This window comes from Paraburkholderia ferrariae NBRC 106233 (genome assembly GCF_000685035.1).
GTDB lineage: Bacteria > Pseudomonadota > Gammaproteobacteria > Burkholderiales > Burkholderiaceae > Paraburkholderia > Paraburkholderia ferrariae.
The window spans coordinates 197655-223974 of record NZ_BAYB01000012.1 but is presented as its reverse complement, the minus strand read 5'-3'; the positions used below and the strand labels follow the sequence as shown (position 1 = coordinate 223974).

The window sequence follows — 26320 nt, the reverse complement described above, 5'->3', positions numbered from 1 at the left end:
AAAACCCGCGCCATCAGCTCGACGAAGACGACGTAGGCTTGTTGCGCCACGACGACCCGAGTCCGCCCAGCAGCGCGGCCAGCGGCTGCTTCGACTGCGCCTTCTGCGGCGCGTTGGCGTTGGCCGCGGGCTTGTCTTCGGCGGCATTGTGCGCGCCCGGCGAGGGCTCGTAGGGCTTCAGGAAGAACTCGTCGACGGGCTGCGAGCGATGATGATGCGGCCGCTCGAACGACGCCGAACGGCGATGGCCGCCGCGCTCGCCACGGCCTTCGCGGCTCTCGCGCCCCTCGTGGCCGTCACGTTCGCGGCGCGGGCGGCTGCCGCCCTCGTGATGCGGCACGGGCGTATCGACGACGAGGCGCTCCACCGTGAGCGGACGCTTGATGAGCTTCTCGATATCGGCAAGCTGCTTCTTCTCGTTCGGGCTGCACAGCGAAAGCGCGTCGCCCGAGGCGCCCGCGCGGCCCGTGCGGCCGATGCGGTGCACGTAGTCTTCCGCGTTGAACGGCAGATCGAAGTTGATGACGGCCGGCAGTTCGGCGATGTCGAGGCCGCGCGCGGCCACGTCGGTCGCCACCAGCGCCTCGATCTCGCCGCGCTTGAACGCGTCGAGCGCCTGCATGCGCTCGCTCTGCGAGCGGTCGCCGTGAATCGCCGCCGCCACGATGCCCTGCTTCTCGATCAGGCGTGCCAGACGGCTCGCCCCGATCTTGCTGTTGCAGAACACGATCACCTGCTTGAGGCCGCGCTCGCGGATCAGTTGCACGACGGCGCCGGTCTTGTCGCCTTCGGCGACTTCGTAGACCAGTTGCGTGACGTTCGTGGCCGTGGAGTTGCTGCGCGCGACTTCGATGGTCTGCGGGTTGCGCAGGTAAGTGGCCGCCAGCTTCTTGATTTCGGGCGAGAACGTGGCCGAGAACAGCAGCGTCTGACGCTCCTTCGGCAGCAGGTTCAGGATGCGCTGCAGGTCCGGCAGGAAGCCCATGTCGAGCATGCGGTCGGCTTCGTCGAGCACGAGCATCTGCACCTGGCCCAGTTGCGTGGTCTTCTGCTGGACGTGGTCGAGCAGGCGGCCCGGCGTCGCGATCAGGATTTCGACGCCGCGGCGCAGTTCGTCGGACTGCGCGTTCATGTCCACGCCGCCGAACACCACGGCGCTGCGCAGCGCCGTATGCACGGCGTACGAGCGCACGTTGGCGGCAACCTGGTCGGCCAGTTCGCGCGTGGGCGTGAGGATCAGCGCGCGCACCGGGTGGCGCGCGGGCGAAGCGCTCGTGCTCGCGCCGGGCAGCAGGCGCTGGATGATCGGCAGCGAGAAGCTCGCGGTCTTGCCGGTGCCGGTCTGCGCGGCGCCCATCACGTCGCGGCCCGTGAGCACCACGGGGATCGCCTGCGCCTGAATGGGCGTGGGCGTCGTATAACCCTGGTCCTGGATGGCCTTGAGGATGTCTGGTGCAAGGCCAAACTGGTCGAAGGTCGCAGTGCTGGTCTTGACGTCGGTGTCGGACATGGTGGCTTCGCTATAAAGGCGCCGGGGCGCATGGCAGGGCGGCATGGGCGCCGCCCGCCTGGACGGATCGCGGGTCGCGGCTTGCGGCCCGGCGGGCCGCAAGGGGTACGCCCGGCGCAAGTCACCGGCGTACGGCCGGAGCGGCGTTTCTCGCACCGCCTGCCCGGCCCGGAGGCGGGAGGGCGCAAAAACGTGGACACGCACTCCCGGCTCGCCTTCGGCGGCGTGGCGACGCGCGAGGTTCCCAGGTGGTTCCCCGCACAGCCGGCGCACCCCGCCGAAAGCGCGGTATTGTAGCACCCTGGCATAAATCCCAGTGGTAGCACGCTGCGGCTTCTGCCTCAGGGCCTCCCGGGACACGCCCAGCGTTGTGGCCCCGAAATGTCCGCGAAGCTGCCGTGGAAGCGACCCGGGACATCGCCCAGAAAATCGTGCCGCAACACCAGCGCCCGCCCCGTCACCACGTCTCGCGCATCACCATGAGCCGCAGTTCGGTCATGTCCTCGATGGCGTAGCGCACGCCCTCGCGCCCGAGCCCCGAATCCTTCACGCCGCCGTACGGCATGTTATCGACGCGAAATGACGGAATATCGTTGATCACCACGCCGCCCACGTCGAGCGTGTCCCAGGCGCGGTGCGCATTGGCGAGCGAATCGGTGAACACGCCCGCCTGCAGGCCGAAATCGCTGTCGTTGACCACCTCCAGCGCCTCGCCGAAGTCCTCGAAGCGCTCCAGAATCGCCACGGGCCCGAACGCCTCGCGGCGGTACAGATCGGTGCCGCGGCCCACGTTTTCGAGCAGGGTCGCCTCGAACATCGCGCCCTCCACCTTGCCGCCCGCGATGATCTTCGCGCCGTCGAACACCGCGGCCTCCATCCAGAGCGCAAGGCGTCTTGCCTCCGATTCCGAGATCATCGGCCCGACGAAGGTCGTTTCGTCCTTCGGATCGCCCATCTTGAGCGACTTCGTCTTCGCGATCAGCTTCTCGCGCAGCGCCTCGTAGAGCGAAGCGTGCACGAGAATGCGCTGCACGCCGATGCAGCTCTGCCCCGACTGGTAGTAGGCCCCGAAAGCGAGGCGGTCCACCACGTAGTCGAGCTTGCCGCCCTGGTCCGCATCGACCACGGCCGCCGCGTTGCCGCCCAGCTCCAGCACCACTTTCTTCTTGCCCGCTTTGCGCTTGAGGTCCCAGCCCACCGCGGGCGAGCCCGTGAACGAAAGCAGCTTGAAACGCTCGTCGGTGGTGAAGAGATCGGCGCCGTCGCGGTGCGCGGGCAGGATCGAGAACGCGCCCTTGGGCAAGTCGGTTTCCGCAAGCACTTCGCCGATGATGAGCGCGCCCACCGGCGTGCGGCTCGCGGGCTTGAGCACGAACGGCACGCCCGCTGCGAGCGCGGGCGCCACCTTGTGGGCGGCAAGATTGAGCGGGAAGTTGAACGGCGAGATGAACGAGCACGGCCCGATCGGCACGCGCTTCACATAGCCGTGATAGCCCTTCGCCCGCGCCGAGATTTCGAGGTTGATGATCTCGCCGTCGATGCGCACCGACTCCTCGGCGGCCACGCGGAACGTATCGATGAGGCGCGTGACCTCGCCGCGCGAATCGTTGATCGGCTTGCCCGCCTCGATGCACAGCGCCATCGCGAGTTCGTCGAAGCGCTCGCGAAACCGCGCGACGCAGTGCTCGAGCACCGCCTGGCGCTTGTAGGGCGGGAACGCGCGCAGCGCGGGCATGGCCGCCTGCGCCGCGGCAATCGCCTCGTCGATCGCCTTCGCGTCGGCAAGCGCGACGCGCGTGGCCACTTCGCCGCTGTACTTGTCGGTCACTTCGAGGTCGGTGTTGGCGGCCACCGCGACGTTGGCGAGATAGTACGGGTAGGTCGGTTTCAGCATGGCGGGTTCTCCAGCGGTGTTTTCGGCAGTGTTGCCAGCGGTGTTTTCATTACGCGCTGCGGCTCGCCGCCGTGCGCCCTCAAAGCTGCGCGGAAAGCCGCTTGATCTCGCGGTTCAGCACGCGCTCGTTGTCGGTGTAGTCGATCGGCACGTCGATCACGTGCACGCCCGGCGTCGCGAAGCACTGCGCGAGGAGCGGTGCGAGTTCGTCCGCGGCATTCACGCGGTGGCCGTGCGCGCCATAGCTCTGCGCATACGCCACGAAGTCGGGGTTCTGCAGCGTCATGCCGTAGTCGGGGAAGTTCATGTTCTCCTGCTTCCAGCGGATCATGCCGAACGCGTCGTCGCGCAGCAGCAGCACCACGAGGTCCAGCTTCAGGCGCACCGCCGTCTCCAGTTCCTGCGAGTTCATCATGAAGCCGCCGTCGCCGCAGACGGCCATCACGCGCCGCTCGGGATGCACGATCTTCGTGGCGATCGCCGAAGGCAGCCCCGCGCCCATCGAGGCGAGCGCGTTGTCGAGCAGCAGCGAGTTCGGTTCGTGCGCGCGGTAGTAGCGCGCGAACCAGATCTTGTACATGCCGTTGTCGAGACACAGGATGCCGTCCGCGGGCATGGTCTGGTAGACGTCGTGCACGAGCCGCACCGGGTACAGCGGAAAGCGCGGATCGTGCTGCCCGCGGGCAAGATGCGCGTCGAAGTGGCGCTTGATCTCTTCGAAGCGCGCGAAGTCCCACGTGTGCTCGCGCGCCTTGAGGCTCGCCTTCAACTGCCAGACCGCGTTGGCGATGTCGCCCACCACTTCGATCTGCGGAAAGTACACGGGATCGACCTCGGCGCCGAGGAAGTTCACGTGGATCACGGTCTTCTCTTCGGCGCTGCGCATGAAGAACGGCGGTTTTTCGATGACGTCGTGGCCCACGTTGATGATGCAGTCGGCGTGCTCGATCGCGCGATGCACGAAATCGCCGTCGGAGAGCGTGGCGTTGCCGAGCCACAGCGGGTGCGATTCGTCGATCACGCCCTTGCCCATCTGCGTGGTGAAGAACGGAATGCCGGTTTCGTCCACGAATTCGCGCAGCACGTTGCGCGTGGTCTTGCGGTTGCCGCCCGCGCCGATCATGAGAAGCGGATGGCGCGCCGACGCAATCGCCGACGCGGCATGCGCCACGGCCTTTTCCTCGGCCACGGGACGGCGGCTGTAGCTCTTGGGGATGGGCTTGCCGTCGCCTTCTTCGTCGGCCACGTCCTCGGGCAGTTCGAGATGCACGGCGCCCGGCCGCTCCTGCTCGGCCTGGCGGAACGCCTCGCGCACGAGCGCGGGAATGTTGCCGATGGAGACGATCTGGCGCGCGTACTTGGTGAGCGGCTCCATCATGCGCACCACGTCGACGATCTGGAAGTGACCCTGCTTGCTGGATTTGATGGGCTTCTGGCCCGTGACCATCAGCATGGGCATGCCGCCGAGTTGCGCGTAGGCGGCGGCGGTGACGAAGTTGGTGGCGCCGGGGCCGAGCGTGGCGAGACACACGCCGGTGCGGCCCGTGAGGCGGCCGTAGGTGGCGGCCATGAAGCCCGCGGCCTGCTCGTGGCGCGTGACGATCAGGCGGATCTTCGAGCGCCGCAGCGATTCGAGCAGGTCGAGGTTTTCCTCGCCGGGAATGCCGAACACGTATTCGACGCCTTCGGCTTCGAGCGCCTTCACGAACAGATCCGATGCTTTCATCGACTACCTCGCAAGCGTGAGCGGGCAGCCGGTCGCGCACGCTTGCCTCGCGGCGGCGGCCGGCCTTCGCGGATGACCGACAGCGTACTACCGCAGCGGAATTCGCGCCGGGAAGCGGGCGCGGGAGGATGAGGCCGGGAAGGTGTATGGGCTTGCGGCGCGCCTTACCTCACCGGCGGATGCACCCCCGAACGCTCCCTCAGCGCATGATCGTGGCGCAGCCGGCGAGCACCGGTGCGGCGTTTTCGCCTGCCGTGGCGTCGTAGAGGTCGGCACGCGGGCCCTTGGTCCACCACGTATAGCGGTCGGCCTGGTAGCGCACGCCCGAAGCGGCGATCGTCGAGACGAACAGCAGGCTCTGCCCCGCCACCGGCAGGATCGCAAAGCTCTGGCCGTTCTTCGCGTTGAGGTAAGTCACCTTGAAGGTCTTACCGTCCGCGCAGGTGTAGCTGAACGTGTGGCGCGTCTGCGTCTGGATCTCGCTCACGGCGAGCGGCGCCGCGGCGGCAGCCCCCGCCGTCAGGCAGGCGGCCAGCGCCACGAGCGCCGCGCAGGCGGCACGCTTTGCGCTGCGCTTAGTGTTGCGCGCTGTATTGCGCGCTGTGTTGCGCTGTGTGCCGGTCACCGCGTTGCTCAGTGCGTTATTCATCGCGTTCTCCATCGGTGCATCCTTCGTTGCCCGCGTCGCGGCCCCGCGCTGCGCTCACGGGGAAGCGGCGATCAGGGGTCGATCGCGTCGGCGCAGGCGTCGGTCGGCGTGGCGGCCGCATGGCCCACCAGCGGCACGATCTTCAACCCCGCCGAAGCGATCCGGCACGGCGCCGCCGCCAGGCCGCAGCCCGACAGGGCGCTCACGCACGCGAGCGCCACGAGCACGCGCAGCCAGCGAAGCGACTTCGACCTGTGCATACTCACCGGCCAGCGTCGCCCGCCACGGGGCGCACGGCGGCGGCCGCCGCCCGGGCACGCGCGCGCGCCTCTTCGATATCGGCGCCCGTCGCGAGCGCCACGCCCATGCGGCGCTTCACGAAGCTCTCCGGCTTGCCGAACAGCCGCAGGTCCGCGCCCGGCACGGCCAGCGCCTCGGCCACGCCTTCAAACGCGATCCCTTGCGCCTCGAGGCCGCCGTAGATCACGGCCGATGCGCCCGGGCCGCGCGCCGTCGTATCGACAGGCAGCCCGAGAATCGCGCGCGCATGCAGCTCGAACTCCGAGAAGCGCTGCGAGGCGAGCGTCACGAGCCCCGTGTCGTGCGGGCGCGGGCTCACCTCGGAGAACCAGACCTCGTCGCCGCGCACGAACAGCTCGACGCCGAAGAGGCCGCGGCCGCCGAGCGACCCGGTCACCTTGTGCGCGATCTCGCGCGAACGTTCGAGCGCCTTCGGACTCATCGGCTGGGGCTGCCAGGACTCCACGTAGTCGCCGTCCACCTGCAGATGGCCGATCGGATCGCAGAAGTACGTCTGAACCTGGCCGCTCGCCGGATCGATCGCGCGCACGGTGAGCTGCGTGATCTCGTAGTCGAAGCGGATGAAGCCCTCGACGATCACGCGGCCGCGGTTCACGCGCCCGCCCGCGAGCGCGTACTCCCACGCGCGCTCGACGTCGGCTTCGCTCTTCACCACCGACTGCCCCTTGCCCGAAGACGACATCACCGGCTTCACCACGCACGGGTAGCCCACCTTGGCGACACCCGCCTTCAGTTCGTCGAGCGAATCGGCAAACGCATAGGGCGAAGTCGGCAGGCCGAGCTCCTCGGCGGCGAGGCGGCGGATGCCCTCGCGGTTCATGGTGAGTTGCGCGGCGCGCGCGGTGGGAATGACCTCGGCCACGCGTTCGGATTCCACGGCGGCGAGCGCGTCGGTGGCAATCGCCTCGATCTCGGGCACGACGAGATGCGGGCGCTCGGCATCGATCAGCGCGCGCAGCGCTTGCGGATCGGTCATGTCGATCACGTGGGCCCGGTGCGCGACCTGGTGGCCCGGCGCGTTCTCGTAGCGGTCCACGGCGATCACTTCGACGCCGAGCCGCTGCAGCGCAATGATCACTTCCTTGCCCAGCTCGCCGGCGCCCAGCAGCATGACGCGCGTGGCCGACGCGGACAGCGGCGTGCCGATGCGCCTGACCGATTGCATGATCTCCATGATGTCTCCGGAATGCGGTGTTGCACGATACGAAAGAGCGCCGATGTTAACACGCCGCCCCCGCGCCGCGCCGCTCGCCACATGAGTGGAAAGGCGCCGCGAAGCACGCTAATGCGGCCTTTGCGCTCGCGCGCAGACCCCGGACTGCGTTACGCTTACGCCTTTGCTGTTTTCTGCCGCTTTTTTGCTGTCTACGACGAGGACCGATGCGATGCCTAATCGTTCGAGCGCGCGTTTGAGCGCGCGCCCATCCGGGCGCCCTGCCCCGCGCCCGCCGCGCCTGCGCGCGGGACTGATCGCCTCGCGCCTGGCGCCCCTCGCCGCCGCGCTGATGCTCGCCGCCTGCAAGATGCCGGTGCACCACGATTCGTCCGCGCCGCCGCCCGACCCCTATACGCCCGCCGCCACGCAACTGCTCGACAACACCCAGTGGCAGCTCGTGCAATGGAAGCAGGCCGACGGCACGCTGCGCGCCGTGCCGGGCGCGGCCGATACCGCTGCCGCTACCGCCGGGACGGCCAGCAGCCCCACCGCCGCTGCGCCCGGCACGCCGCAGAACGCCCGCCCGATCACGCTCGATCTCTCGACCGCCACCGGCCTGCGCCGCGCGAGCGGCTTCTCGGGCTGCAACCGCTACACGGGCACCTATATGCTCAAGAACGGCCTGCTCTCGTTCGGACCGCTCGCGGGCACGCGCATGGCATGCGCCGGCGCGGGCGGCGAAATCGAAGGCGCCTATCTCGACGCCCTCGCGCACATTGCGCGCACCGGCGTGCAGATGGACGAGCCCCAGGCGCTCCTGCTCATTCTCGAAGACGGCGACCGCCTCACCTTCACGCATCCGCCCGCGGACAAGAATGCGGCCGAGCCGCGCCAGTGAGCGGCGTACGGTGGCGTTCGGCAACATGCGCCGGCTCCGTCTGCACCGGGCTTGTACCTTGAACTGCGCCCGCCGGCGCGAAGCCGGCGTGGCGTAGCCGCAACCCGCAGTTCGGCCCGAGCCGGCCGAACCGTTACACTCGACGCGTTGCACTTCTTCCCTACGTAGATTTATCGCATGCACACGGTAGTTCCTGGCTGGTTCGGCGTCTCGTCCGTCTGGTTCATCCCCCTCGTCTGGCGCCTCGTCAGGACCGTCCTGCCGGGCGGCGCGGGCCTGCGCGGACCGGGCACGATCCGGCTCTGGCTCGGCTTTTTCTGCGTGCTCGTCGCAAGCTGCACGCTCGAAGCGACGCTCATCGACATCGCCGGGTTCGATGCGCTAGGCCACGCGCTCGCGTCCGGGCTGGGCGGCCTCGCCGGCCGGGCGGTCACGGGGCTCGTCATGGCGGCCCTCTTCTTCGTGAGCCTGCCGTGGCTCGTCGATTTCCGCTGGCGCGACGTGCTGGCCTGGGCGGACGTGTCGCTCGGCCTCGGCCTCAATCTCCGGGCGCGCAGCGAAGACGGCAACAACATCGCGCCGCGCGGCCGCCGGGCGCTCGCCGAGGACGCGCTCGCGACGCATAGCCTCACGGGCGTGGGTACGCTCAATACGCCGACGACGCTCGACGGCTCGCGGCGCCGGCGCCCGACCGTGTGGCGACCGCCGGCCAGCGGCGCCCGCGCAGGGGCCGGTGCAGCGGGTGCCACTGCGGCGGCTGCAGCCGCTGCGACGACCAGGGCCAGTGCGGCCGCAATGCCAGCACCAGCGGCAGGCAAGGCCACTGCCGACAACGCGGCGGCACGCCCGGCGGCGCCCGGCTCGCGCGTCGAACCGAGCCTTTCCGGCGGTGCGGACACCCCGCCCGCCTGGGCGCGCACCGAACCCGTCGCGCCCGCGGGATGGCTGCGCGAGCCCTCGGGCAACCCGGTTCGTAACGCAGCCGCCGCGCCTGGCGACAACCGCCGTCCGATGGCGCCGGCCGTTGCGCCTGCTAACCCTGCGGCGCCCGCTGCCGCACAACCACCCGCGCAACCGTCCGCCGGACCGTCGCATTGGCGCACCGAAACGGCGAGACCCCCTGTGCCGGGCGCACGGCCCGTTGCGTCGTCGGCATCGGCGGCGTTGCAGCAGTCGCAGGCCGCCGCCGCAGCCAGTGCCGCCGTGCGCAGCTTCGCGGCCACGGCTGCCGCGCCGCTCGATCCGCTGACTTCGCCGTTCGCGACTCCCGCGCCGGTGCGTCGCAGCGCCCCGCCTCCTGTCGCCGGCAGCACGGCGGCGCGCGCGGCCGCCAGCATCCCGCCCGCGCCTCGGCCCAAGCCGCCACGCCCGTTCGTCTGGCCTACGCCCTCCGCACGCAATGCGATGCGCACGCAGGCGGCCACGCCTCGCGCGCAGACGCCGGCCCCGGCCGTTTCCCCGGCTTTCTCGCGGCCTTCGGCCTCGACGGCGCCCACTGCGCGCGAACCGCTCTCGACGAGCGTGCTCGAAACGCTGCGCTCCATCGAGGAAAACGCCGCGCGCTGGACGACGCTGGCCGGTGCCAGCCTCGCACGGCGCAATACGATCGAAGAGCACACTGCGCGCGCGGCAGAGGCTGCTGCGCCGACGGCAAACGAGACCGGGGCGCGCGAGTTGATGCCTGTGGCGACTGCACCCGTGTTGACACCGGTTGTTGCCGGGTCCGCGGTCGAGTTGCTGCCGGATGCGCGGACCACCGCCAGCGCGGCGCAGGCCGACGAGGCAACCCTGCCGGCGACCGTGCCGCATGACCCGAGCGAACCGCCAGCAACGGCGGCGCAGGCCATGGCCGCCTACGATGCGATGCCGGCTTTCGATCGACACTCGCTGACGCCTGCGCACGACGAGCCGGCAGATACGCCCCCGACAGCGCCGAACACGCCAATCCCGGGCACCCAGCCCGACAGCAACGACACCGCACAGCACACCTTCGCTGCGGCTGCGCCCGCGCCTGCCGTCGAGGCTCCGGCAGCGCTTGCCGTGCCTGACGCCGCATTGGCCGCAAGCACCGGCCTGGCGCCTGCTTTCGATATCGCCGCGACGCCTGAAGCCGTTGAGCCAGCCGAAGCGTCGCCTTGGGACATGCTCGATACGGCGGCGACCGCCTCACCGCAGTCCACCGCTGCCCCGCTGCACGCCGATCCCGTCACGCTGCCGCGCGCACCGGCGCCCGCCACGACATGGCTCGACGCAGCGCGCCTGAACACGCCTGCGGCATCCGCCGCGCCGCAACCCTTCCCTGCACGACCGGCATGGCCGGAAAGCGAACACGGTCTCGCGCCGTGGACCCTGCTCGACGACGAAGCCGCCGACGCAACGCCGTCCGAAACCGCTCCGGCTGATGAGCCGCCAGCGTATGACTTTACGTCCGTCGTGCTGACGCCCGAACCGGCTGCCGTGGAATTCGCAAGTGAGCCAGAAGCGCAAAGCGCACCGGACCCGGCGCCCGCGATTCCGCCAGCGCCGCCAGCCCAGCCCGCCATCGCGGACGGCTCGAATATCGTGCGCTTCCCGCGCGCAGTCCCTGACGCACCCCGCCCCCTCGCCGCAGAGCCCGCGAACGAAGCGTCGGCCGCCGATGTCCCCCCGGCCGCACTCGCGCATCCGCACGAAAACCTGGAGCCGTTGACCACCGCCCCCTGGCAGGCGGCCACCTCGAACGCGACCGGCGACATCGAACCCGCCATCGCCGATACCCACTTCGGCATCGCCGCGCAACCGGCAACGGCAACGGCTCCGTGGGCCCCCTCCCCCACCGTGGCGCCGCTCGCCCCGCCCATTGCCGCGACGCATCCCGCCCCGGCATTCGCCGCGCCCCTGGCGATTGCCCCGGACGCAACGCCCACGCCCACCCCCGAGCCCGCCCAGCGCCAGCCCGTGCGCGGCCACGCGCCGACCAGCTTCGAGTTCCAGCCGCTCCCGGCCTCGGCCGTCGAACTGCCGGGTCTCGATCTGCTCGAGCGCGCGTCGTCGGAAATCGAGCCTGTCTCCGAGCAAAAGCTCGCCGAAACCAGCCAGTTGATCGAGCAGCGCCTCCAGGAGTTCAAGGTGCCGGTGACCGTGGTCGGCGCCTCGGCGGGGCCGGTCATCACGCGCTTCGAAGTCGAGCCGGCGCTCGGCGTGCGCGGCAGCCAGATCGTCGGCCTCATGAAGGATCTTTCGCGGGGCCTCGGCCTCACGTCGATCCGCGTGGTCGAAACGATTCCCGGCAAGACCTGCATGGGGCTCGAGTTGCCCAATGCGCGCCGCCAGATGATCCGCCTCTCGGAAATCCTCGAATCGGCGCCCTACCACCGCTCGCAGTCGAAGCTCACCATCGCGATGGGCAAGGACATCGTCGGCCACCCGATCGTCACCGATCTCGCCCGCGCGCCGCACATGCTCGTCGCCGGCACGACCGGCTCGGGCAAGTCGGTCGCGATCAACGCGATGATCCTCTCGCTCCTCTACAAGGCCACGCCCGAGGACGTGCGGCTCATCATGATCGACCCGAAGATGCTGGAGCTTTCGGTGTACGAGGGCATCCCGCACCTGCTCGCGCCCGTGGTCACCGACATGAAGCTCGCCGCCAACGCGCTCAACTGGTGCGTGGGCGAGATGGAAAAGCGCTACCGGCTGATGTCGGCCGTGGGCGTGCGCAACCTCGCGGGCTTCAACCAGAAGATCCGCGACGCCGAAGCGCAGGAAAAGAAGATCGGCAATCCGTTCTCGCTCACGCCCGAGGCGCCGGAGCCGCTCTCGCCGCTGCCGATGATCGTGGTCGTGATCGACGAGCTGGCCGACCTCATGATGGTGGCGGGCAAGAAGATCGAAGAACTGATCGCGCGGCTCGCACAGAAAGCGCGCGCCGCGGGCATTCACCTGATCCTCGCCACGCAGCGCCCGTCGGTCGACGTCATCACCGGTCTCATCAAGGCCAACATTCCCACGCGCGTCGCGTTCCAGGTGTCCTCGAAGATCGACTCGCGCACGATTCTCGACCAGATGGGCGCCGAGTCGCTGCTCGGCCAGGGCGACATGCTGTTCCTGCCGCCCGGCACGGGCTATCCGCAACGCGTGCACGGCGCGTTCGTGGCCGACGAGGAAGTGCATGCCGTGGTGGAGTACCTGAAGCAGTTCGGCGAGCCGGAGTACGTGGAGGGCATTCTCGACGGCCCCGCCGCCGAAGGCGCACCGCAGGATCTCTTCGGCGACGCCCCCGAAGCCGAAGCGGACCCGCTCTACGACGAGGCCGTCGCTTTCGTCGTGCGCACGCGGCGCGCGTCGATTTCCTCGGTGCAGCGGCAACTGCGCATCGGCTATAACCGCGCGGCGCGGCTCGTCGAGCAGATGGAAACGGCGGGGCTCGTCTCGCCGATGGGCATCAACGGCAGCCGCGAAGTGCTCGTGCCCGGCGGCCAGCCCGAATGACAAGGGGGCGGCCTCTGCCGCCCCCCGCAGCGTCCCGCTTCATCCTTTTGCGTATCCTTTTGCGCGCGAGCGCGCAGCCCCCTCAAGGCGCCACGAACTTGAAATCGACGGGCGAGCCGATCTCGATCGGCTTCGGATCGGGCCCGAGCAGGCCCGTCTGCGGATCGCGGCGAAACACGTAGGCCGTGTCGCTGTTCTGGTTGCCGACGATCAGCCATTGCCCGGTGGGGTCGATGGCGAACTCGCGCGGCGACTTGCCGAGGCTCGCCTGGCGGCCCACGCGCTTGAGCTTGCCGGTCGATTCGTCGACGGCGAAGATCGAAATATCGTTGGCATCGCCGCGATTCGAGACATAGAGGAACTTGCCGTCCGGCGAAAGGTGGAGCGCCGCGGCGCCCACCGCGCCCTTGAAGTCCGGCTCGGCGAGTTTCTCGACCTGTTCGAGCGTCAGATGCCCGTCGCGATAGCGGAACACGCTGACCGTCCCCGCCAGTTCGCTCGTGAGGTACGCGTAGCGGCCGTCGTTGCCGAACACCAGGTGGCGCGGGCCCGTTCCCGCCTTCACGTCCGTGTAGCGCCACGCGGTCGGACCGAAGAGGCCGCGGCTGCCGTCCGGCGTGTAGCGGTAAGCGTAGAGCTTGTCGGTGCCGAGATCCTGGGTGAAGAGGTACTGGCCGTCCGGCGAGAACACCGTCGAATGCACGTGCGCGTTGTCCTGGCGGCCCTTCACCGGGCCGCTGCCGTCGTGATGCACGGTGAGCACGGCCGCGCCCAGTTGCCCGTCCTGCTCGACGGGCAGCACGGCGAAGCTGCCGCCCGGGTCGGCCGCCACCGAGTAGTTCGCGACGAGCAGGTACTTGCCGTCCGGCGAGAGGCTCAGATAGCACGGATCGTTGCCTTCGGACGACACCTTGTCGAGAAACGTGAGCTGCCCGCTCGCCGGATCGAATCCGAAGGCGCTCACGCTGCCGCGCTGCGAAGCAGGCCCGTTGTCGCCCGGCAACTCGTTCACCGCATAGACGAAGCGCCGGTCGCGGCTCACCACGAGATACGAGGGATTCACCGTCTTCGCCACGCTCACCGGCGTCGCCTCGCCGGTCTTCGTGTCGAAGCGATAGACGTAGAGCCCTTCGCTCTTGCCGCCCGTATAAGTCCCGACAATCAGGTCGTAGACGCCGTTTGCGGGCGCGGGTGCGGAGGAAGAAGTCTGTGCGAAAGCGTGGGTGGCGGCAACGCTGGCCATGATGAGGAGACTCCGGACCAGCGATCGGGTCAGCCCCGAGCGCCCGCGAGCCCGGGGAGGCCGGGTGGGCAAGAGGCCGGGCACGGCGTATGCGTAAGCAGGGCGCTGGAACATGTCCATCTCCTTGTTCTTGCAAACATCTGAAGGATGTGGACCCAGTATAAGAGAGGTTGCGAGCCCGCGCGCCGCGCGTGCCCAGCCCACCAAGGAAGCGAACATGAACGTCCATCTCGCCATCGGCCCGCTCGCCTCGCTGATCGCCGGCATCCTGATCCTGGCGGCTCCGCGTCTGCTCAACTACATCGTGGCGCTGTACCTCATCATCATCGGCATCGTGGGCCTGTTCGGCACCGGCGGCCACTTCTGACGCATCGCATCGCCGTCTTTCTGCCTCGTCACGCGTGCGCTTGTGCGTTGCTTGCACGTCGCCCGCACGTTGCTTTCATTTCGATTGCACGGCGGCGCCGGAGCGCGCCCTCCGCCCGCTCGAGGCGGCCTTTTGCATACGCCCGCGCGCCCATGCCCGTAAAACGCATTGCACGAGCGGCCCCGGAGCCACTAATCTTGTGCGTGCAATCTGCCGTTAAACCCGGTACCGGAGGCGCTTTCGATTCATCCGGCACCTGTCAAACTGCTTACCATGCCCGCACCCATTGAAGACTATGCCCTGATCGGCGACGGCCACACGGCCGCGCTCGTGTCCCGCGCCGGCTCCATCGACTGGCTCTGCTGGCCGCGCTTCGACTCCGGTGCGTGCTTCGCCGCGCTGCTCGGCACCGAGGCGAACGGACGCTGGCTGATCGCCCCCCATGCGGGCGAAGGCGTCGAGATCAAAACCACGCGCCGCTACCGCGGCGAAACGCTGATCCTCGAAACCGACTTCGAAACGCCCGAGGGCGCCGTCACGCTGATCGATTTCATGCCGCCCGGCAATGGCTGGTCCGAGCTCGTGCGCATCGTGGTGGGCCGGCGCGGCACCGTGCGCATGCAGTGCGAACTCGTGCTGCGCTTCGACTACGGCTTTTCGGTGCCGTGGGTGAGCCGGCTCGCCTACGAAAGCGGCATCAAGGCGATCGTCGGCCCCGACACGGTGGTGCTGCGCACGCCGGTCGATCTGCAAGGCGAGAACATGCGCACGGTCGCCCAGTTCGAGGTGAAGGAAGGCGAGCGCGTGCCGTTCTCGCTCGCCTACGCGGCCTCGCATCTGCGGCTGCCGCCGCCGCGCGATCCGTTCTCGGCGCTCGCCCGCACCGAGAACTTCTGGTCCGAATGGTCGGCGCGCAGCACGGTCGAGGGCCGCTGGGCCGCGCCCATCCGCCGCTCGCTCATCACGCTCAAGGCGCTCGCCTACGAACCCACGGGCGGCATCGTCGCGGCCCCCACCACCTCGCTGCCCGAGCAGCTGGGCGGCACGCGCAACTGGGACTACCGCTACTGCTGGCTGCGCGACGCCACGATCACCCTGCTCGCCATGATGCGCGGCGGCTACTACGACGAGGCGCGCGCCTGGCGCGCGTGGCTCGGCCGCGTGATGGCGGGCTCGCCCTCGCAGTTGCAGATCATGTACGGCCTTGCGGGCGAGCGGCGCCTGCCCGAATTCGAAGTGGACTGGCTGCCCGGCTACGAGAACTCGGCGCCGGTGCGCATCGGCAACAATGCGGTCGGGCAGTTGCAGCTCGACGTGTATGGCGAAGTGATGAACGCGCTGCATCTCGCGCGCGTGGGCGGCCTGCAGGCCGACGACACGGCCTGGTCGATCCAGTGCACCATGCTCGAACACCTCGAAACGATCTGGACCGCGCCCGACGAAGGCATCTGGGAAACGCGGGGCGGGCGTCAGCACTTCACGTTCTCGAAGGTGATGGCGTGGGTGGCGTTCGACCGCGCGGTGAAGTCGGCGGAGAAGTTCGATCTGCCGGGGCCGCTCGATCACTGGCGCGCGCTGCGCGACACGATCCACGCAACCATCTGCGAGCGCAGCTTCAACAAGACGCTCAACACGTTCACCCAGGTGTACGACGGCACCGAGCTCGACGCGAGCCTGCTGCTCATGCCGCTCGTCGGCTTCCTGCCGGCGTCGGACCCGCGCATTGCGGGCACGGTCGCGGCAATCGAGCGCGATCTCATGTGCGAAGGCTTCGTGATGCGCTACCGCACCACCGAATTCAACGACGGCCTGCCGCCCGGCGAAGGCACCTTCCTCGCCTGCAGCTTCTGGATGGTCGATAACCTCGCCCTGCTCGGCCGCATGGACGACGCGCGCAGGATGTACGAACGGCTCCTCTCGCTCGCGAACGACGTGGGGCTGCTCGCCGAGGAATACGATCCCGTTGCGGGCCGGCTGGTGGGCAATTTCCCGCAGGCGTTCTCGCACGTGGCGCTCGTGCACACGGGGCTGAACCTCATGCGCCACGAGCAGGAGATGGCGAAGGAGACGGGACATCCGCCGTGCGCGGGCGTGCCGGCCGAAGCCGAAACTGTTGCGGCGCAGTGACGCGGCGATCCGCTTTTGCCCAGGTGGGTTAAACTATGCTTGCTGCGCCGCACAACAATCTGGGGGTCGATGCCCGGCCCCGGCTCATGATGCCTGTGATGCTTACGATGCTTGTGACGCGCGCGGGTCCGCCCGGACCTTTTTTGACCATTTTTGACTGTCCGTCCAACCCCGTCCGCCCCGACCCCACGCCGTGCCCCAAACACGTGCGCCTTGGTGCGAACCGCCCCATGAAGCTGGAGCACCCATGCTCTACCAAATCCGTGAATTTCAGCGCGCATTGCTGAGCCCGCTGACCGCCTGGGCCCAGGCGGCCTCGAAGTCGTTCTCGAATCCGGCCAGTCCGTTTTCGCTGGTGCCGGGCGCCACGCGCCTCGCCGCCGGCTACGAACTGCTCTACCGGCTCGGCAAGGACTACGAGAAGCCCGAGTTCAACATCCGCCAGATCACGAAGGACGGGTTCAACATTCCGATCGTCGAGCAAACGATCGTCGAAAAGCCCTTCTGCCGCCTGCTGCGTTTCAAGCGTTACGCCGACGACAGCCACGCCGTCACCACGCTCAAGGACGAGCCCGTCGTGCTGCTGTGCGCCCCGCTCTCGGGCCACCACTCCACGCTGCTGCGCGACACGGTGCGCACCCTGCTGCAGGACCACAAGGTCTATATCACCGACTGGATCGACGCGCGCATGGTCCCGTTCGAAGCCGGCCCGTTCCACCTCGACGACTACATCGCGTACATCCAGGATTTCATCCGCCATATCGGCGCGCGCAACCTGCACGTGATCTCGGTGTGCCAGCCCACCGTGCCGGTGCTCGCGGCGATCTCGCTGATGGCGAGCCGCGGCGAGGAAACCCCGCTCACGATGACGATGATGGGCGGCCCGATCGACGCGCGCCGCAGCCCCACCTCGGTGAACTCGCTCGCCACCGAGCACTCGCTCGAATGGTTTGAGAACAACGTGATCCACACGGTGCCGGCCAACTATCCCGGCGAAGGGCGCGCGGTGTATCCGGGCTTCCTCCAGCACACGGGCTTCGTCGCGATGAATCCGGGACGCCACGCGGCTTCGCACTGGGACTTCTACAAGAGCCTCCTGCGCGGCGACGAGGAAGACGCCGAAGCGCACCGCCAGTTCTACGACGAATACAACGCCGTGCTCGACATGGCCGCCGAGTACTATCTCGAGACCATCCGCACCGTGTTCCAGGAGTTCGGCCTCGCCGAGGGCACGTGGGACGTGGCCGGCGAGCGCGTGCGCCCGCAGGACATCCGCAAGACGGCGCTGCTCACCATCGAAGGCGAACTGGACGACATCTCCGGCTCGGGTCAGACGCACGCCGCGCACGACCTCTGCACGGGCATCCCCGAAGCGCACAAGCATCATCTCACCGCGGAAAAGTGCGGCCACTACGGCATTTTCTCGGGCCGCCGCTGGCGCACCATCATCTATCCGCAGTTGCGCGACTTCATTCGCGAGCACGAGCTGGCCACGAGGCAACACGCCAGCGAAAGCGCAGTGGCCTGAGCGCCAGCCCAACGCCAGCCAACGCGAGTCAACGCAAGAAAGGCGCGCGCCGTCATGCACGGCGCGCGCCTTTCTCTTTTGCGGCAGCGTTACGCGCCCTTGCCCGCGTTACTTGCGCATCAGGAACGCGAGCAGCATCTCCGTGTTCAACTGGATCATCCCGGCGCGCTCGGCTGGGGTGCTGAAGTCACGCCCGAGCGTTGCGGCCAGCGTGAAGCGGTTCGACACGATGTAGTAGCCCATGCCGGAAAGCGTCACGTAAAGCCGCAGCGGATCGATGTTCGAGCGGAACAGCCCCGCCGATTCGCCGCGCGCGAGGATCGCGCCGAGCGTCGCCACAATGGGCGAAATCATCTCGCGGATGCGCGTGGACTTCTGCATGTAGCGGGCTTCATGCAGGTTCTCGTTGTTGATGAGGCGCAGGAACTCGGGGTGATCCCGGTAGTAGTCCCACACGAAATGCGCGAGCCGCGTAATGGCCTCCACGGGCGCCAGGTCGGCGAAGTCGAGCGTGCGCTCCGCTTCGGTGAGCGCGCAGAACGCGTGCTCGAGCACGGCTGTAAACAGCTGCTCCTTGCTGCCGAAGTAGTAATAGAGCATGCGCTCGTTGGTTTCCGCGCGACGCGCAATCTGGTCGACGCGGGCGCCGAACAGTCCGCCATTGGCAAACTCTTCCGCCGCGGCCAGCAGGATGCGGCGGCGCGTGCCTTCAGGATCTCTTTTGATTTTGGGTTGATTCATGGTGGCAGGATCGCTCGGTAAGCCGCGTGTTCCGGATCGCGCTGCCGGGCCTCTCCTAGCCCGTTTTTTCGCCTTTCGGCGGCAGCGTTGAACGGGGCGCGCCAGGTTAATGGACCGACACCCTTCATCCTACGGTCTTGCGTTCGCTGTTTTGTTGTATGCGGTTTTATGCCGTGTATCACGCCGCGAAGCAGCATGCCCTTCGATGCCCTCTGCTTCGATGCCCTCTTTCACAGCCTTTTCTTTCGCCGTCCTTCCTGCAGTGCCCGGCGTTGTTCTTGCACGCCCTTCCTCGATGCTGCGGTTCGACGCCGTACTCGATGCTGAACTTCGACGCCGTACTTCGAATTAAGCGCTTTGATTATGGCACATGGCCCGCCAATGGCAATGCGGGAAATCGGCGATAATGCAGGCTTTGGCGCCCTGCCCGCGCCGCCCGCCGCGATGGCCCCGCAGGCGCCGCGCAAGGCCCGCCCCCGACGCAGCAAACGTGAACGATTCCAGAACACTTGCAGATCGCATCGAAGATCTGCTGCCCCAGACGCAATGCACAAAGTGCGGCTACGACGGCTGCCGGCCCTATGCCGAAGCCGTCGCCGCCGGCACCGCCAGCTACAACCAGTGCCCGCCCGGCGGTGCCGAGGGCGTGGCGCGGCTTGCCGGCCTGCTCGGCAAGCCCGTCATTCCGATCAACCCGGTCAACGGCGTCGAGCGCCCGCGCCCGGTTGCCTTCATCGACGAAAGCCTCTGCATCGGCTGCACGCTATGCATGCAGGCGTGCCCGGTCGATGCCATCGTCGGCGCGCCCAAGCAGATGCACACGGTCGTCACGGCACTGTGCACGGGCTGCGACCTGTGCGTGCCGCCCTGCCCGGTCGATTGCATCGCAATGATCCCGGTGACGGGCAACGCAACCGGCTGGGACGCGTGGACCCAGCAGCAGGCCGACGCAGCGCGCGTGCGCCACGACCGGCGCCTCGCCCGGCTCGCCGGCGAGCGCGACGCAGCCGTTGCGCGCGCAGCGGCGCGACGGGCGGCAGCCGCCGAGGCAACGACGGCCGCCGCGGCAGGGCAGGCCGCCGGATCTGCTGCAGCCGCACAATCCGCGAGCCCCCCAACCGCCGACGACGCCGAAGCGAAGAAGAAAGCGATCATCCAGGCCGCGCTCGAACGTGCGCGCCGCAAGAAGGCGGAAATGGCCGAACGCGGCGAGGGCCCGCTCAACACCGATAACGTCAGCGCCGACGTGCAGTCGCAGATCGACGCGGCCGAGACGCGCCGCCGGCGCATGGGCATCGACGAGAACGCAAAGGACCCGGGCAGCACGCCGCCCGCGGACCAGGACGACGATACGCCGACGTAAGTGAACCGACTGCGCAGATTCCCCGCGCAGCGCCACTGAGCGGCCTCAACCAGCGACCCCCACCACGAGCATGAACGCGACCAAGCGCCGGGCCATCTACGAAACGCTGCAAAGCCTCAACCCGCATCCGACCACCGAGCTCGAATACAAGTCGCCGTTCGAACTCCTGATCGCCGTGATGCTCTCCGCGCAGGCCACCGACGTCTCGGTGAACAAGGCCACGCGCAAGATGTTCCCGGTGGCGAATACGCCCGAAAAACTGCTCGCGCTCGGCGAAGAACGCGTGGCCGACTTCATCAGGACCATCGGCCTCTATCGCACCAAGGCGAAGAACGTCATCTCGACCTGCGAGATCCTGCTCGCGCAGTACGGCGGCGAAGTCCCGCAAACGCGCGAAGCGCTCGAAAGCCTGCCCGGTGTCGGCCGCAAAACGGCGAACGTGGTGCTCAACACGGCGTTCGGCCAGCCGACCATCGCCGTCGATACGCATATCTTTCGGGTTGCGAACCGAACGGGCCTCGCGCCCGGCAAGGACGTGCGCGCCGTGGAAACCGCGCTCGAAAAGTTCACGCCGCCCGAGTTCCTGCAGGACGCGCACCACTGGCTGATCCTCCATGGCCGCTATGTCTGCAAGGCGCGCCGCCCCGAATGCTGGCAATGCGTGATCGAACCGCTCGCCGCCGCCCGACCTCTGAGCCTGGAGCGCCGCCCGCGCCCGCACGGCATGCGGCGTAAAATGAACGCTCGCAACACACGTATTCCCCACCGACGATGTTCAATCCCAGCCGCGACGAAGTCCGCCGCTTTTTCACCGAGACCTGGCGCAAGCAGCGCGCAGGCGAAATCCTGACGCCGCTCGAAGCGATTGCCGCCGACTGGATCGTCGAGCATCCCGAGTATCACAGCGAACTCGCCGATGCCGATGCAGCCGCCGCCCAGGACTACTCGCCCGAGCGCGGCCAGAGCAATCCCTTCCTGCATCTGTCGATGCACCTCGCGATCAGCGAACAGCTTTCGATCGACCAGCCGCCCGGCATCCGCGCGGCGCACGACCGGCTCGCGGCGCGCCTCGGCTCCACGCACGACGCCCAGCACGCCATCATGGAGTGCCTCGGCGAAACGATCTGGGAAGCGCAGCGCACCCAAACGCCGCCCGACACCGACGCCTACCTGGCACGCATCGAACGGCGCGCCTCGCGTGACTGATGCGCGGCTGATGCGCGGCTGATGTACGACTAATGCACGACCGAAGCGCGGCTGAACCCTGCCGCGCCGCGCATGAAAAAACCCCGCGGCCGCCCCGCCCTCAAGCTGATGGGCGAGACGCTCGCGGGGTTCTGCCCTCGTGTCGCGCACGGCAGGCGCCACGCACGCGTGAGGCGTCAGGACGTCACTTCTTGTCGACCAGATCGCCCTTGAGCGATTCGATATAGGCGGCCAGATCCTTCATGTCGCTCTGCGAGAGGCTCTGCACCTGCGCCTGCATGATCGGATTGTTGCGGCCCAGATGCGGATTGCCCGTGCCCATCTGGTACTGGCGCAGCGCCCAGTAGATGTAGTCGGCATGCTGGCCCGCGAGCTTCGGATATTCGGGGCTCACCGGGCTGTTCAGCCCGACGCCGTGGCAGGCGGCGCAGTTGTGGCTCTCGGCGAGCACCTTGCCGTTGGAGGCGTCGGCGGCGTGCGCGGGATTCAGCGCGACTGCCGCGGCCAGCGCGGCGGCGCAGGCCGCGCCGCGTGCGAGCGCGGCGAAAGCGCCGGCATTGCGGGATTGCGCGGCCTCATGGGGCTTGTTCATGAATTCTCCTGTGTCGCGATCGCAGCGGGTTCTGGTGCGATCCCATGTGCAGCTTGCCGGACAGAGTTGGCGCACGGGCAACACGGCATGCACTGCCCCTGGCCCCTGCCAATCGATTGCCGCCGGATGGCGCTTATTTATCGGGGTTGTTTTTCGATGCCGCCGTCTGCGACGAGTAATACGCCGCGATATCGGCGATATCCTGGTCGGAAAGCGAGGTGGCAATCGCGTGCATCGTCTCGAAGTGCCGGTCGCCCTTCTTGTAGCTGTGCAGCGCGTTGGCAATGTATTGGGCGTTCTGGCCGCCGAGGATCGGTACGTGGTAGACCTCGGGGTAGGCGGTGCGATAGTCGGGAATACCATGACAGCCGATACACATCGCCACCTTGGACTGGCCCGCCTTCGCGCTGCCCACGACATCCGCGTGAGCCGTGGCCGCGAAGCCCGCCAGCACCGTCAACGCTGCGCCCACGACGTGCCTGCCGACAATTTTTTTCATAGCACTCAACCTGGCTTGAGGGGATTCGAACGCCCGAACCGCAGGCGGCAGCCTGCGCCGTTTGTACTGCCGTTGTACTTGTGCGTCGCCGTGCTGGCCGAAAAAAATCGAACCGATTGTACCGCGCCGCCGCGCAGCCCGTCCATACAGCGCGCCACGCCTGGCGGGCTTCCCCGGGGCGCTGGCGGGCCTGCCTGACCCGCTTGCCGGCCGTCCAGCGCGTCTGCGCGCTCATCCAGGAGAGGCCATGGAATCCCGGGGACCCAGGGCAGCACCGGGGTCCCCGCGGCCCGGCCGGCCCCCGCACGGCTACGGGCGCCCGAACCCTCGCAGCCGCCCCGGCCTGACCGAACCTCCCCGGCCGGCGCCAACGATACGCGAGGCGCCTCCGACGCGACATCCCATCTGACTTATACTGGGATTTTTTTCAGTGAGCGGTTCACCATGTGCGCCACGCGTTTCGAAGGCTCATCGCAGTACGTCGCCACCGACGACCTCAAGCTCGCGGTCAATGCCGCGATCACGCTGAAGCGTCCCCTGCTGATCAAGGGCGAGCCGGGCACGGGCAAGACCATGCTGGCCGAAGAGGTAGCCGCGGCGCTGAACATGCCGCTCATGCAGTGGCACATCAAATCGACGACGAAGGCGCAGCAGGGCCTCTACGAATACGATGCGGTTTCGCGCCTGCGCGACTCGCAGCTCGGCGACGAGCGCGTGAAGGACATCCGCAACTACATCGTGAAAGGCGTGCTGTGGCAGGCGTTCGAGTCGGAGCAGCAAAGCGTGCTGCTGATCGACGAGATCGACAAGGCCGACATCGAATTCCCGAACGACCTGCTGCGCGAGCTCGACCGCATGGAGTTTTACGTGTACGAGACGCGCGAGCTCATCAAGGCGAAGCAGCGCCCGCTCGTGATCATCACGTCGAACAACGAGAAGGAGCTGCCCGACGCCTTCCTGCGCCGCTGCTTCTTCCACTACATCAGCTTCCCCGAGCCGGCCACGATGCAGCAGATCGTGGAGGTGCACTATCCGGGCATCCGCAAGGATCTGCTGAACGCGGCGCTCACGAGTTTCTTCGAACTGCGCGGCGTGGCGGGGCTCAAGAAGAAGCCGTCCACCTCGGAGCTGCTCGACTGGCTCAAGCTCCTGCTCGCCGAAGAGATCCCGCCCGAGGCGCTCTCCGCCGCCGGCGGCCAGAAGTCCATGCCGCCGCTCGCGGGCGCGCTGCTCAAGAACGAGCAGGACATGACGCTCTTCGAGCGCCTCATCTACATGAACCGCCACAACCGCTGAAGCGCCGCGCGCGCGACTCGTTCACGCTCGCGCGCCGTGCATGGCGCGAGCCCGGAGACCCCGCATGCTGATCGACTTTTTCTACACGCTGCGCGACGCGAAGCTGCCGGTTTCCGTGAAGGAGTACCTCACGCTCGTCGAAGCGCTCAAGGAGCGCGTGATCGCGCCGTCGCTCGACGAGTTCTACTACCTCGCGCGCATGACGCTCGTGAAGGACGAACAGTACTTCGACCGCTTCGACCAGGCCTTCGGCGCGTATTTCCGCGGCATGGAGAAGAAGTCGGAACTCGCCTTCGAGATCCCCGAGGCGTGGCTCAAGAAGCGGCTCGAACGCGACTTCACGCCCGGGCAGCGCGCGCAGATCGAGGCGATGGGCGGGCTCGACAAGCTCATGGAACGCCTGAAAGAGCTCTTCGAGGAGCAAAAGGAGCGCCACGAGGGCGGCAGCCGCTGGATCGGCACGGGCGGCACCTCGCCCTTCGGCAACGGCGGCTACAACCCCGAGGGCATCCGCATCGGCGGCGAAGGCGGCCAGCGCAGCGCCGTGAAGGTGTGGGACGCGCGCGCCTACCGCGACTACGACGACCAGGTCGAGATCGGCACGCGCAACATCAAGGTGGCCCTGCGGCGGCTGCGCCGCTTCGCGCGCGAAGGGGCGCACGAAGAACTCGATCTGCCGGGCACGATCCGCAGCACTGCCGCCAACGCGGGCTGGCTCGACATCAAGATGGTCCCGGAGCGGCACAACAACGTGAAGGTGCTGATGCTGCTCGACGTGGGCGGCTCGATGGACGATCACATCAAGCGCACCGAGGAACTCTTTTCGGCGGCGAAGGCCAAGTTCAAGCACCTCGAGTTCTACTACTTCCACAACTGCGTGTACGACTACCTGTGGAAGAACAATCGCCGCCGCCATGCCGAGCGCACGCCCACGTGGGACCTGCTGCACAAGTTCACGCCCGACTACAAGCTGATCTTCGTGGGCGACGCCACCATGAGCCCGTACGAAGTGCTGCAGCCGGGCGGCTCGGTCGAATACAACAACCCCGAAGCCGGCGCCGTCTGGCTGCGCCGCTTCGCCGATCACTTCCCGCACTTCGCCTGGCTCAACCCCGAACCCGAGCGGCTCTGGGAGTACCGGCAGTCGGTTTCCGTCATTCGCGAGATTCTTGGGCACCGCATGTATCCGCTCACGATCGCGGGGCTCGAAACGGCCATGCGCACGCTCAGCAAGTAACGCCCGCCGCACCCTGCGCAAGTGCTCCAGCGCCATTGCGCAAGCCGCGCAGGCACGAGGCGAGGCGCGCGAAGAAGCGCCATCAGAACCAGAACGCATCAAGAAGGAGACCCCCTGCATGACCGCCCCTCTATCGCCCGACCTCCGGACTTTACGCCCGGGGCCGCTGCGGCCCTTTGCCGACACCACCGTTTCGACGGTGGTCGCGGGCTTCGTCGCGATGATGACGGGCTATACGAGTTCGCTCGTGCTGATGTTCCAGGCCGGCCAGGCCGCGCACCTCACGGACGCGCAAATCTCGTCGTGGATCTGGGCGCTGTCGATCGGCATGGCCGTCTGCACCATCGGCCTCTCGCTCTGGTTCCGCGTGCCCATTGTCATCGCGTGGTCCACGCCGGGCGCCGCGCTCCTCATCAGCTCGCTGCCGCACGTGCCCTACGCCGAAGCCATCGGCGCCTATATCGTCTGCGCGCTGCTGCTCACGGCGGTCGGCCTCACCGGCTGGTTCGACACGCTCATGAAGCGCATTCCGGGCGGCATCGCGGCCGCGCTGCTCGCGGGCATCCTGTTCGAGATCGGCATCGAGATCTTTCACGCGGCCCAGTACCAGACGCCGCTCGTGCTCACCATGTTCCTCTCCTACCTCGCCTTCAAGCGCGCCGTGCCCCGCTATGCGATCGTCGCGACGCTCGGCGTAGGCATCCTTGCCGCCGCCGCGCTCGGGCTGCTCGATTTCAGCCACTTCCGCGTGGCCGTGGCGAAACCCGTCTTCACGATGCCCGCGTTCTCGGTTTCCGCCATCGTCAGCATCGGCATTCCGCTCTTCGTGGTCGCCATGGCCTCGCAGAACGTGCCCGGCATCGCCGTGCTGCGCGCCGACGGCTACGACCACACCGTCGCGCCCTCCTCGCCGCTCATCGCCACCACCGGCCTCGCCTCGCTCCTGCTCGCGCCGTTCGGCTCGCACGGCGTGAACCTCGCCGCGATTACGGCCGCCATCTGCACGGGCTCGCACGCGCACGAGGACCGCACGAAACGCTATATGGCGGCCGTCTGGTGCGGCGTGTTCTATCTGGTCGCCGGCATCTTCGGCGCGACCATCGCCGCGCTCTTTGCCGCGTTCCCGAAGGCGCTCGTCGTTTCGATCGCCGCGCTCGCGCTGTTCGGCTCGATCATGAGCGGCCTCACCAACGCGATGCAGGACCCGAAGCAGCGCGAGGCCGCGCTCGTCACCTTCATGGTGACCGCCTCCGGCCTCACCCTGCTCTCGATCGGCGCGGCCTTCTGGGGTCTCGTCGCCGGCGTGCTCACGCAGTTCGTGCTCAATGCCCGGCGCGCCTGAACCCGCGCCATCGCAACGCCCGCCGATCCGCCATAAAATGAGAGCCGAGCGCCGCGCCTCGTGCGCGGCCCCGCGCTGCCCGCCGGCGCCGTCCCGCTGCATCGCCCGATGGGCACGGCGGGGGAGCGCCTTCGTCGCATTCCGCCCTGGCGCCT

At 68.0% G+C, this 26320-nt stretch carries 20 protein-coding genes and 1 pseudogene; 11 read left to right on the top strand and 10 right to left on the bottom strand.

The genetic code is table 11. The features are described 5' to 3' along the window. Window positions 1-13: 13 nt before the first annotated feature. From BFE01S_RS14855 to purT, 6 genes are all read right to left on the bottom strand, one after another. Entirely contained in the window at window positions 14-1510 is a 1497-nt protein-coding gene (locus BFE01S_RS14855; protein ID WP_028226203.1) for a DEAD/DEAH box helicase, read from the bottom strand. A 457-nt stretch (window positions 1511-1967) separates the two neighbouring features. Beyond that, window positions 1968-3404, bottom strand: a complete 1437-nt coding sequence (locus BFE01S_RS14850; protein ID WP_028226202.1) for an aldehyde dehydrogenase family protein — start codon at window positions 3402-3404, stop codon at window positions 1968-1970. 79 nt (window positions 3405-3483) lie between these two features. Then, entirely contained in the window at window positions 3484-5130 is a 1647-nt protein-coding gene (locus BFE01S_RS14845) for an acetolactate synthase large subunit (RefSeq protein ID WP_028226201.1), read from the bottom strand. Between the two features lie 199 nt (window positions 5131-5329). Further along, window positions 5330-5671, bottom strand: coding sequence for an MliC family protein (locus tag BFE01S_RS14840; protein ID WP_028226200.1), 342 nt, complete (start codon window positions 5669-5671; stop codon window positions 5330-5332). A gap of 179 nt (window positions 5672-5850) precedes the next feature. Beyond that, window positions 5851-6039 (bottom strand): DUF6726 family protein, encoded by a 189-nt coding sequence (locus BFE01S_RS38650; protein ID WP_042337671.1) that lies wholly within the window; start codon window positions 6037-6039, stop codon window positions 5851-5853. A 2-nt stretch (window positions 6040-6041) separates the two neighbouring features. Further along, window positions 6042-7265, bottom strand: coding sequence for a formate-dependent phosphoribosylglycinamide formyltransferase (purT, locus tag BFE01S_RS14830; RefSeq protein WP_028226199.1), 1224 nt, complete (start codon window positions 7263-7265; stop codon window positions 6042-6044). A gap of 220 nt (window positions 7266-7485) precedes the next feature. Here purT and BFE01S_RS38645 point away from each other — a divergent pair, with 220 nt between their 5' ends. Both BFE01S_RS38645 and BFE01S_RS14820 read left to right on the top strand, forming a co-directional pair. Next, on the top strand, window positions 7486-8154 hold the full coding sequence (locus BFE01S_RS38645; protein ID WP_084169853.1) for an META domain-containing protein: 669 nt from the start codon (window positions 7486-7488) through the stop codon (window positions 8152-8154). A gap of 177 nt (window positions 8155-8331) precedes the next feature. Then, entirely contained in the window at window positions 8332-12624 is a 4293-nt protein-coding gene (locus BFE01S_RS14820) for a DNA translocase FtsK (protein WP_028226198.1), read from the top strand. A gap of 82 nt (window positions 12625-12706) precedes the next feature. Here BFE01S_RS14820 and BFE01S_RS14815 read toward each other — a convergent pair whose 3' ends face one another. Continuing rightward, entirely contained in the window at window positions 12707-13867 is a 1161-nt protein-coding gene (locus tag BFE01S_RS14815; RefSeq protein ID WP_028226197.1) for a lactonase family protein, read from the bottom strand. 217 nt (window positions 13868-14084) lie between these two features. Between BFE01S_RS14815 and BFE01S_RS43015 the strand changes: the two genes are divergently transcribed. From BFE01S_RS43015 to BFE01S_RS14800, 3 genes are all read left to right on the top strand, one after another. Next, window positions 14085-14234 carry a DUF3096 domain-containing protein gene (locus BFE01S_RS43015; protein WP_084169851.1) on the top strand — a complete coding sequence of 50 codons (150 nt, stop codon included), beginning with the start codon at window positions 14085-14087 and terminating at the stop codon, window positions 14232-14234. 273 nt (window positions 14235-14507) lie between these two features. Next, a complete protein-coding gene (locus BFE01S_RS14805) occupies window positions 14508-16361 on the top strand; it encodes a glycoside hydrolase family 15 protein (RefSeq protein ID WP_028226196.1) in 1854 nt (617 codons plus the stop codon). Between the two features lie 247 nt (window positions 16362-16608). Then, window positions 16609-17889: a polyhydroxyalkanoate depolymerase gene (locus BFE01S_RS14800; protein ID WP_028226195.1), complete on the top strand. Its 1281-nt coding sequence runs from the start codon at window positions 16609-16611 to the stop codon at window positions 17887-17889. Between the two features lie 108 nt (window positions 17890-17997). Here BFE01S_RS14800 and BFE01S_RS14795 read toward each other — a convergent pair whose 3' ends face one another. Then, window positions 17998-18630 (bottom strand): TetR family transcriptional regulator, encoded by a 633-nt coding sequence (locus BFE01S_RS14795; protein WP_028226194.1) that lies wholly within the window; start codon window positions 18628-18630, stop codon window positions 17998-18000. A 490-nt stretch (window positions 18631-19120) separates the two neighbouring features. Between BFE01S_RS14795 and rsxB the strand changes: the two genes are divergently transcribed. The 3 genes and pseudogenes from rsxB (at window position 19121) to BFE01S_RS14780 (ending at window position 21199) form a co-directional block, all read left to right on the top strand. Further along, window positions 19121-19993 carry an electron transport complex subunit RsxB gene (gene rsxB / locus BFE01S_RS14790; RefSeq protein WP_028226193.1) on the top strand — a complete coding sequence of 291 codons (873 nt, stop codon included), beginning with the start codon at window positions 19121-19123 and terminating at the stop codon, window positions 19991-19993. A gap of 70 nt (window positions 19994-20063) precedes the next feature. After that, window positions 20064-20684, top strand: a pseudogene (gene nth / locus BFE01S_RS38640) (endonuclease III); the annotation flags it as partial. 80 nt (window positions 20685-20764) lie between these two features. Then, window positions 20765-21199, top strand: a complete 435-nt coding sequence (locus BFE01S_RS14780; RefSeq protein ID WP_028226192.1) for a DUF1841 family protein — start codon at window positions 20765-20767, stop codon at window positions 21197-21199. A gap of 184 nt (window positions 21200-21383) precedes the next feature. Here BFE01S_RS14780 and BFE01S_RS14775 read toward each other — a convergent pair whose 3' ends face one another. Next, window positions 21384-21791: a c-type cytochrome gene (locus tag BFE01S_RS14775; RefSeq protein ID WP_028226191.1), complete on the bottom strand. Its 408-nt coding sequence runs from the start codon at window positions 21789-21791 to the stop codon at window positions 21384-21386. 133 nt (window positions 21792-21924) lie between these two features. Continuing rightward, the gene (locus BFE01S_RS14770) at window positions 21925-22290 is read right to left on the bottom strand and encodes a c-type cytochrome (RefSeq protein ID WP_028226190.1); all 366 of its coding nucleotides are present in this window, start codon (window positions 22288-22290) and stop codon (window positions 21925-21927) included. Window positions 22291-22734: 444 nt separating this feature from the next. On the opposite strand from BFE01S_RS14770, the gene BFE01S_RS14765 reads away from it, so the two are divergent. The 3 genes from BFE01S_RS14765 (at window position 22735) to BFE01S_RS14755 (ending at window position 26165) form a co-directional block, all read left to right on the top strand. Continuing rightward, entirely contained in the window at window positions 22735-23586 is an 852-nt protein-coding gene (locus tag BFE01S_RS14765; protein ID WP_028226189.1) for an AAA family ATPase, read from the top strand. 64 nt (window positions 23587-23650) lie between these two features. Further along, the gene (locus tag BFE01S_RS14760) at window positions 23651-24823 is read left to right on the top strand and encodes a vWA domain-containing protein (protein ID WP_028226188.1); all 1173 of its coding nucleotides are present in this window, start codon (window positions 23651-23653) and stop codon (window positions 24821-24823) included. A gap of 118 nt (window positions 24824-24941) precedes the next feature. After that, the gene (locus tag BFE01S_RS14755) at window positions 24942-26165 is read left to right on the top strand and encodes a benzoate/H(+) symporter BenE family transporter (protein WP_028226187.1); all 1224 of its coding nucleotides are present in this window, start codon (window positions 24942-24944) and stop codon (window positions 26163-26165) included. The last annotated feature ends 155 nt before the right edge of the window (window positions 26166-26320 follow it).

Coding starts and splice junctions, on each gene's coding strand:
- BFE01S_RS14855 (WP_028226203.1), bottom strand. CDS start 1,510: ATGTCCGACACCGACGTCAAGACCAGCACTGCGACCTTCGACCAGTTT.
- BFE01S_RS14850 (WP_028226202.1), bottom strand. CDS start 3,404: ATGCTGAAACCGACCTACCCGTACTATCTCGCCAACGTCGCGGTGGCC.
- BFE01S_RS14845 (WP_028226201.1), bottom strand. CDS start 5,130: ATGAAAGCATCGGATCTGTTCGTGAAGGCGCTCGAAGCCGAAGGCGTC.
- BFE01S_RS38650 (WP_042337671.1), bottom strand. CDS start 6,039: ATGCACAGGTCGAAGTCGCTTCGCTGGCTGCGCGTGCTCGTGGCGCTC.
- purT (WP_028226199.1), bottom strand. CDS start 7,265: ATGCAATCGGTCAGGCGCATCGGCACGCCGCTGTCCGCGTCGGCCACG.
- BFE01S_RS38645 (WP_084169853.1), top strand. CDS start 7,486: ATGCCTAATCGTTCGAGCGCGCGTTTGAGCGCGCGCCCATCCGGGCGC.
- BFE01S_RS14820 (WP_028226198.1), top strand. CDS start 8,332: ATGCACACGGTAGTTCCTGGCTGGTTCGGCGTCTCGTCCGTCTGGTTC.
- BFE01S_RS14815 (WP_028226197.1), bottom strand. CDS start 13,867: ATGGCCAGCGTTGCCGCCACCCACGCTTTCGCACAGACTTCTTCCTCC.
- BFE01S_RS43015 (WP_084169851.1), top strand. CDS start 14,085: ATGAACGTCCATCTCGCCATCGGCCCGCTCGCCTCGCTGATCGCCGGC.
- BFE01S_RS14805 (WP_028226196.1), top strand. CDS start 14,508: ATGCCCGCACCCATTGAAGACTATGCCCTGATCGGCGACGGCCACACG.
- BFE01S_RS14800 (WP_028226195.1), top strand. CDS start 16,609: ATGCTCTACCAAATCCGTGAATTTCAGCGCGCATTGCTGAGCCCGCTG.
- BFE01S_RS14795 (WP_028226194.1), bottom strand. CDS start 18,630: ATGAATCAACCCAAAATCAAAAGAGATCCTGAAGGCACGCGCCGCCGC.
- BFE01S_RS14780 (WP_028226192.1), top strand. CDS start 20,765: ATGTTCAATCCCAGCCGCGACGAAGTCCGCCGCTTTTTCACCGAGACC.
- BFE01S_RS14775 (WP_028226191.1), bottom strand. CDS start 21,791: ATGAACAAGCCCCATGAGGCCGCGCAATCCCGCAATGCCGGCGCTTTC.
- BFE01S_RS14770 (WP_028226190.1), bottom strand. CDS start 22,290: ATGAAAAAAATTGTCGGCAGGCACGTCGTGGGCGCAGCGTTGACGGTG.
- BFE01S_RS14765 (WP_028226189.1), top strand. CDS start 22,735: ATGTGCGCCACGCGTTTCGAAGGCTCATCGCAGTACGTCGCCACCGAC.
- BFE01S_RS14760 (WP_028226188.1), top strand. CDS start 23,651: ATGCTGATCGACTTTTTCTACACGCTGCGCGACGCGAAGCTGCCGGTT.
- BFE01S_RS14755 (WP_028226187.1), top strand. CDS start 24,942: ATGACCGCCCCTCTATCGCCCGACCTCCGGACTTTACGCCCGGGGCCG.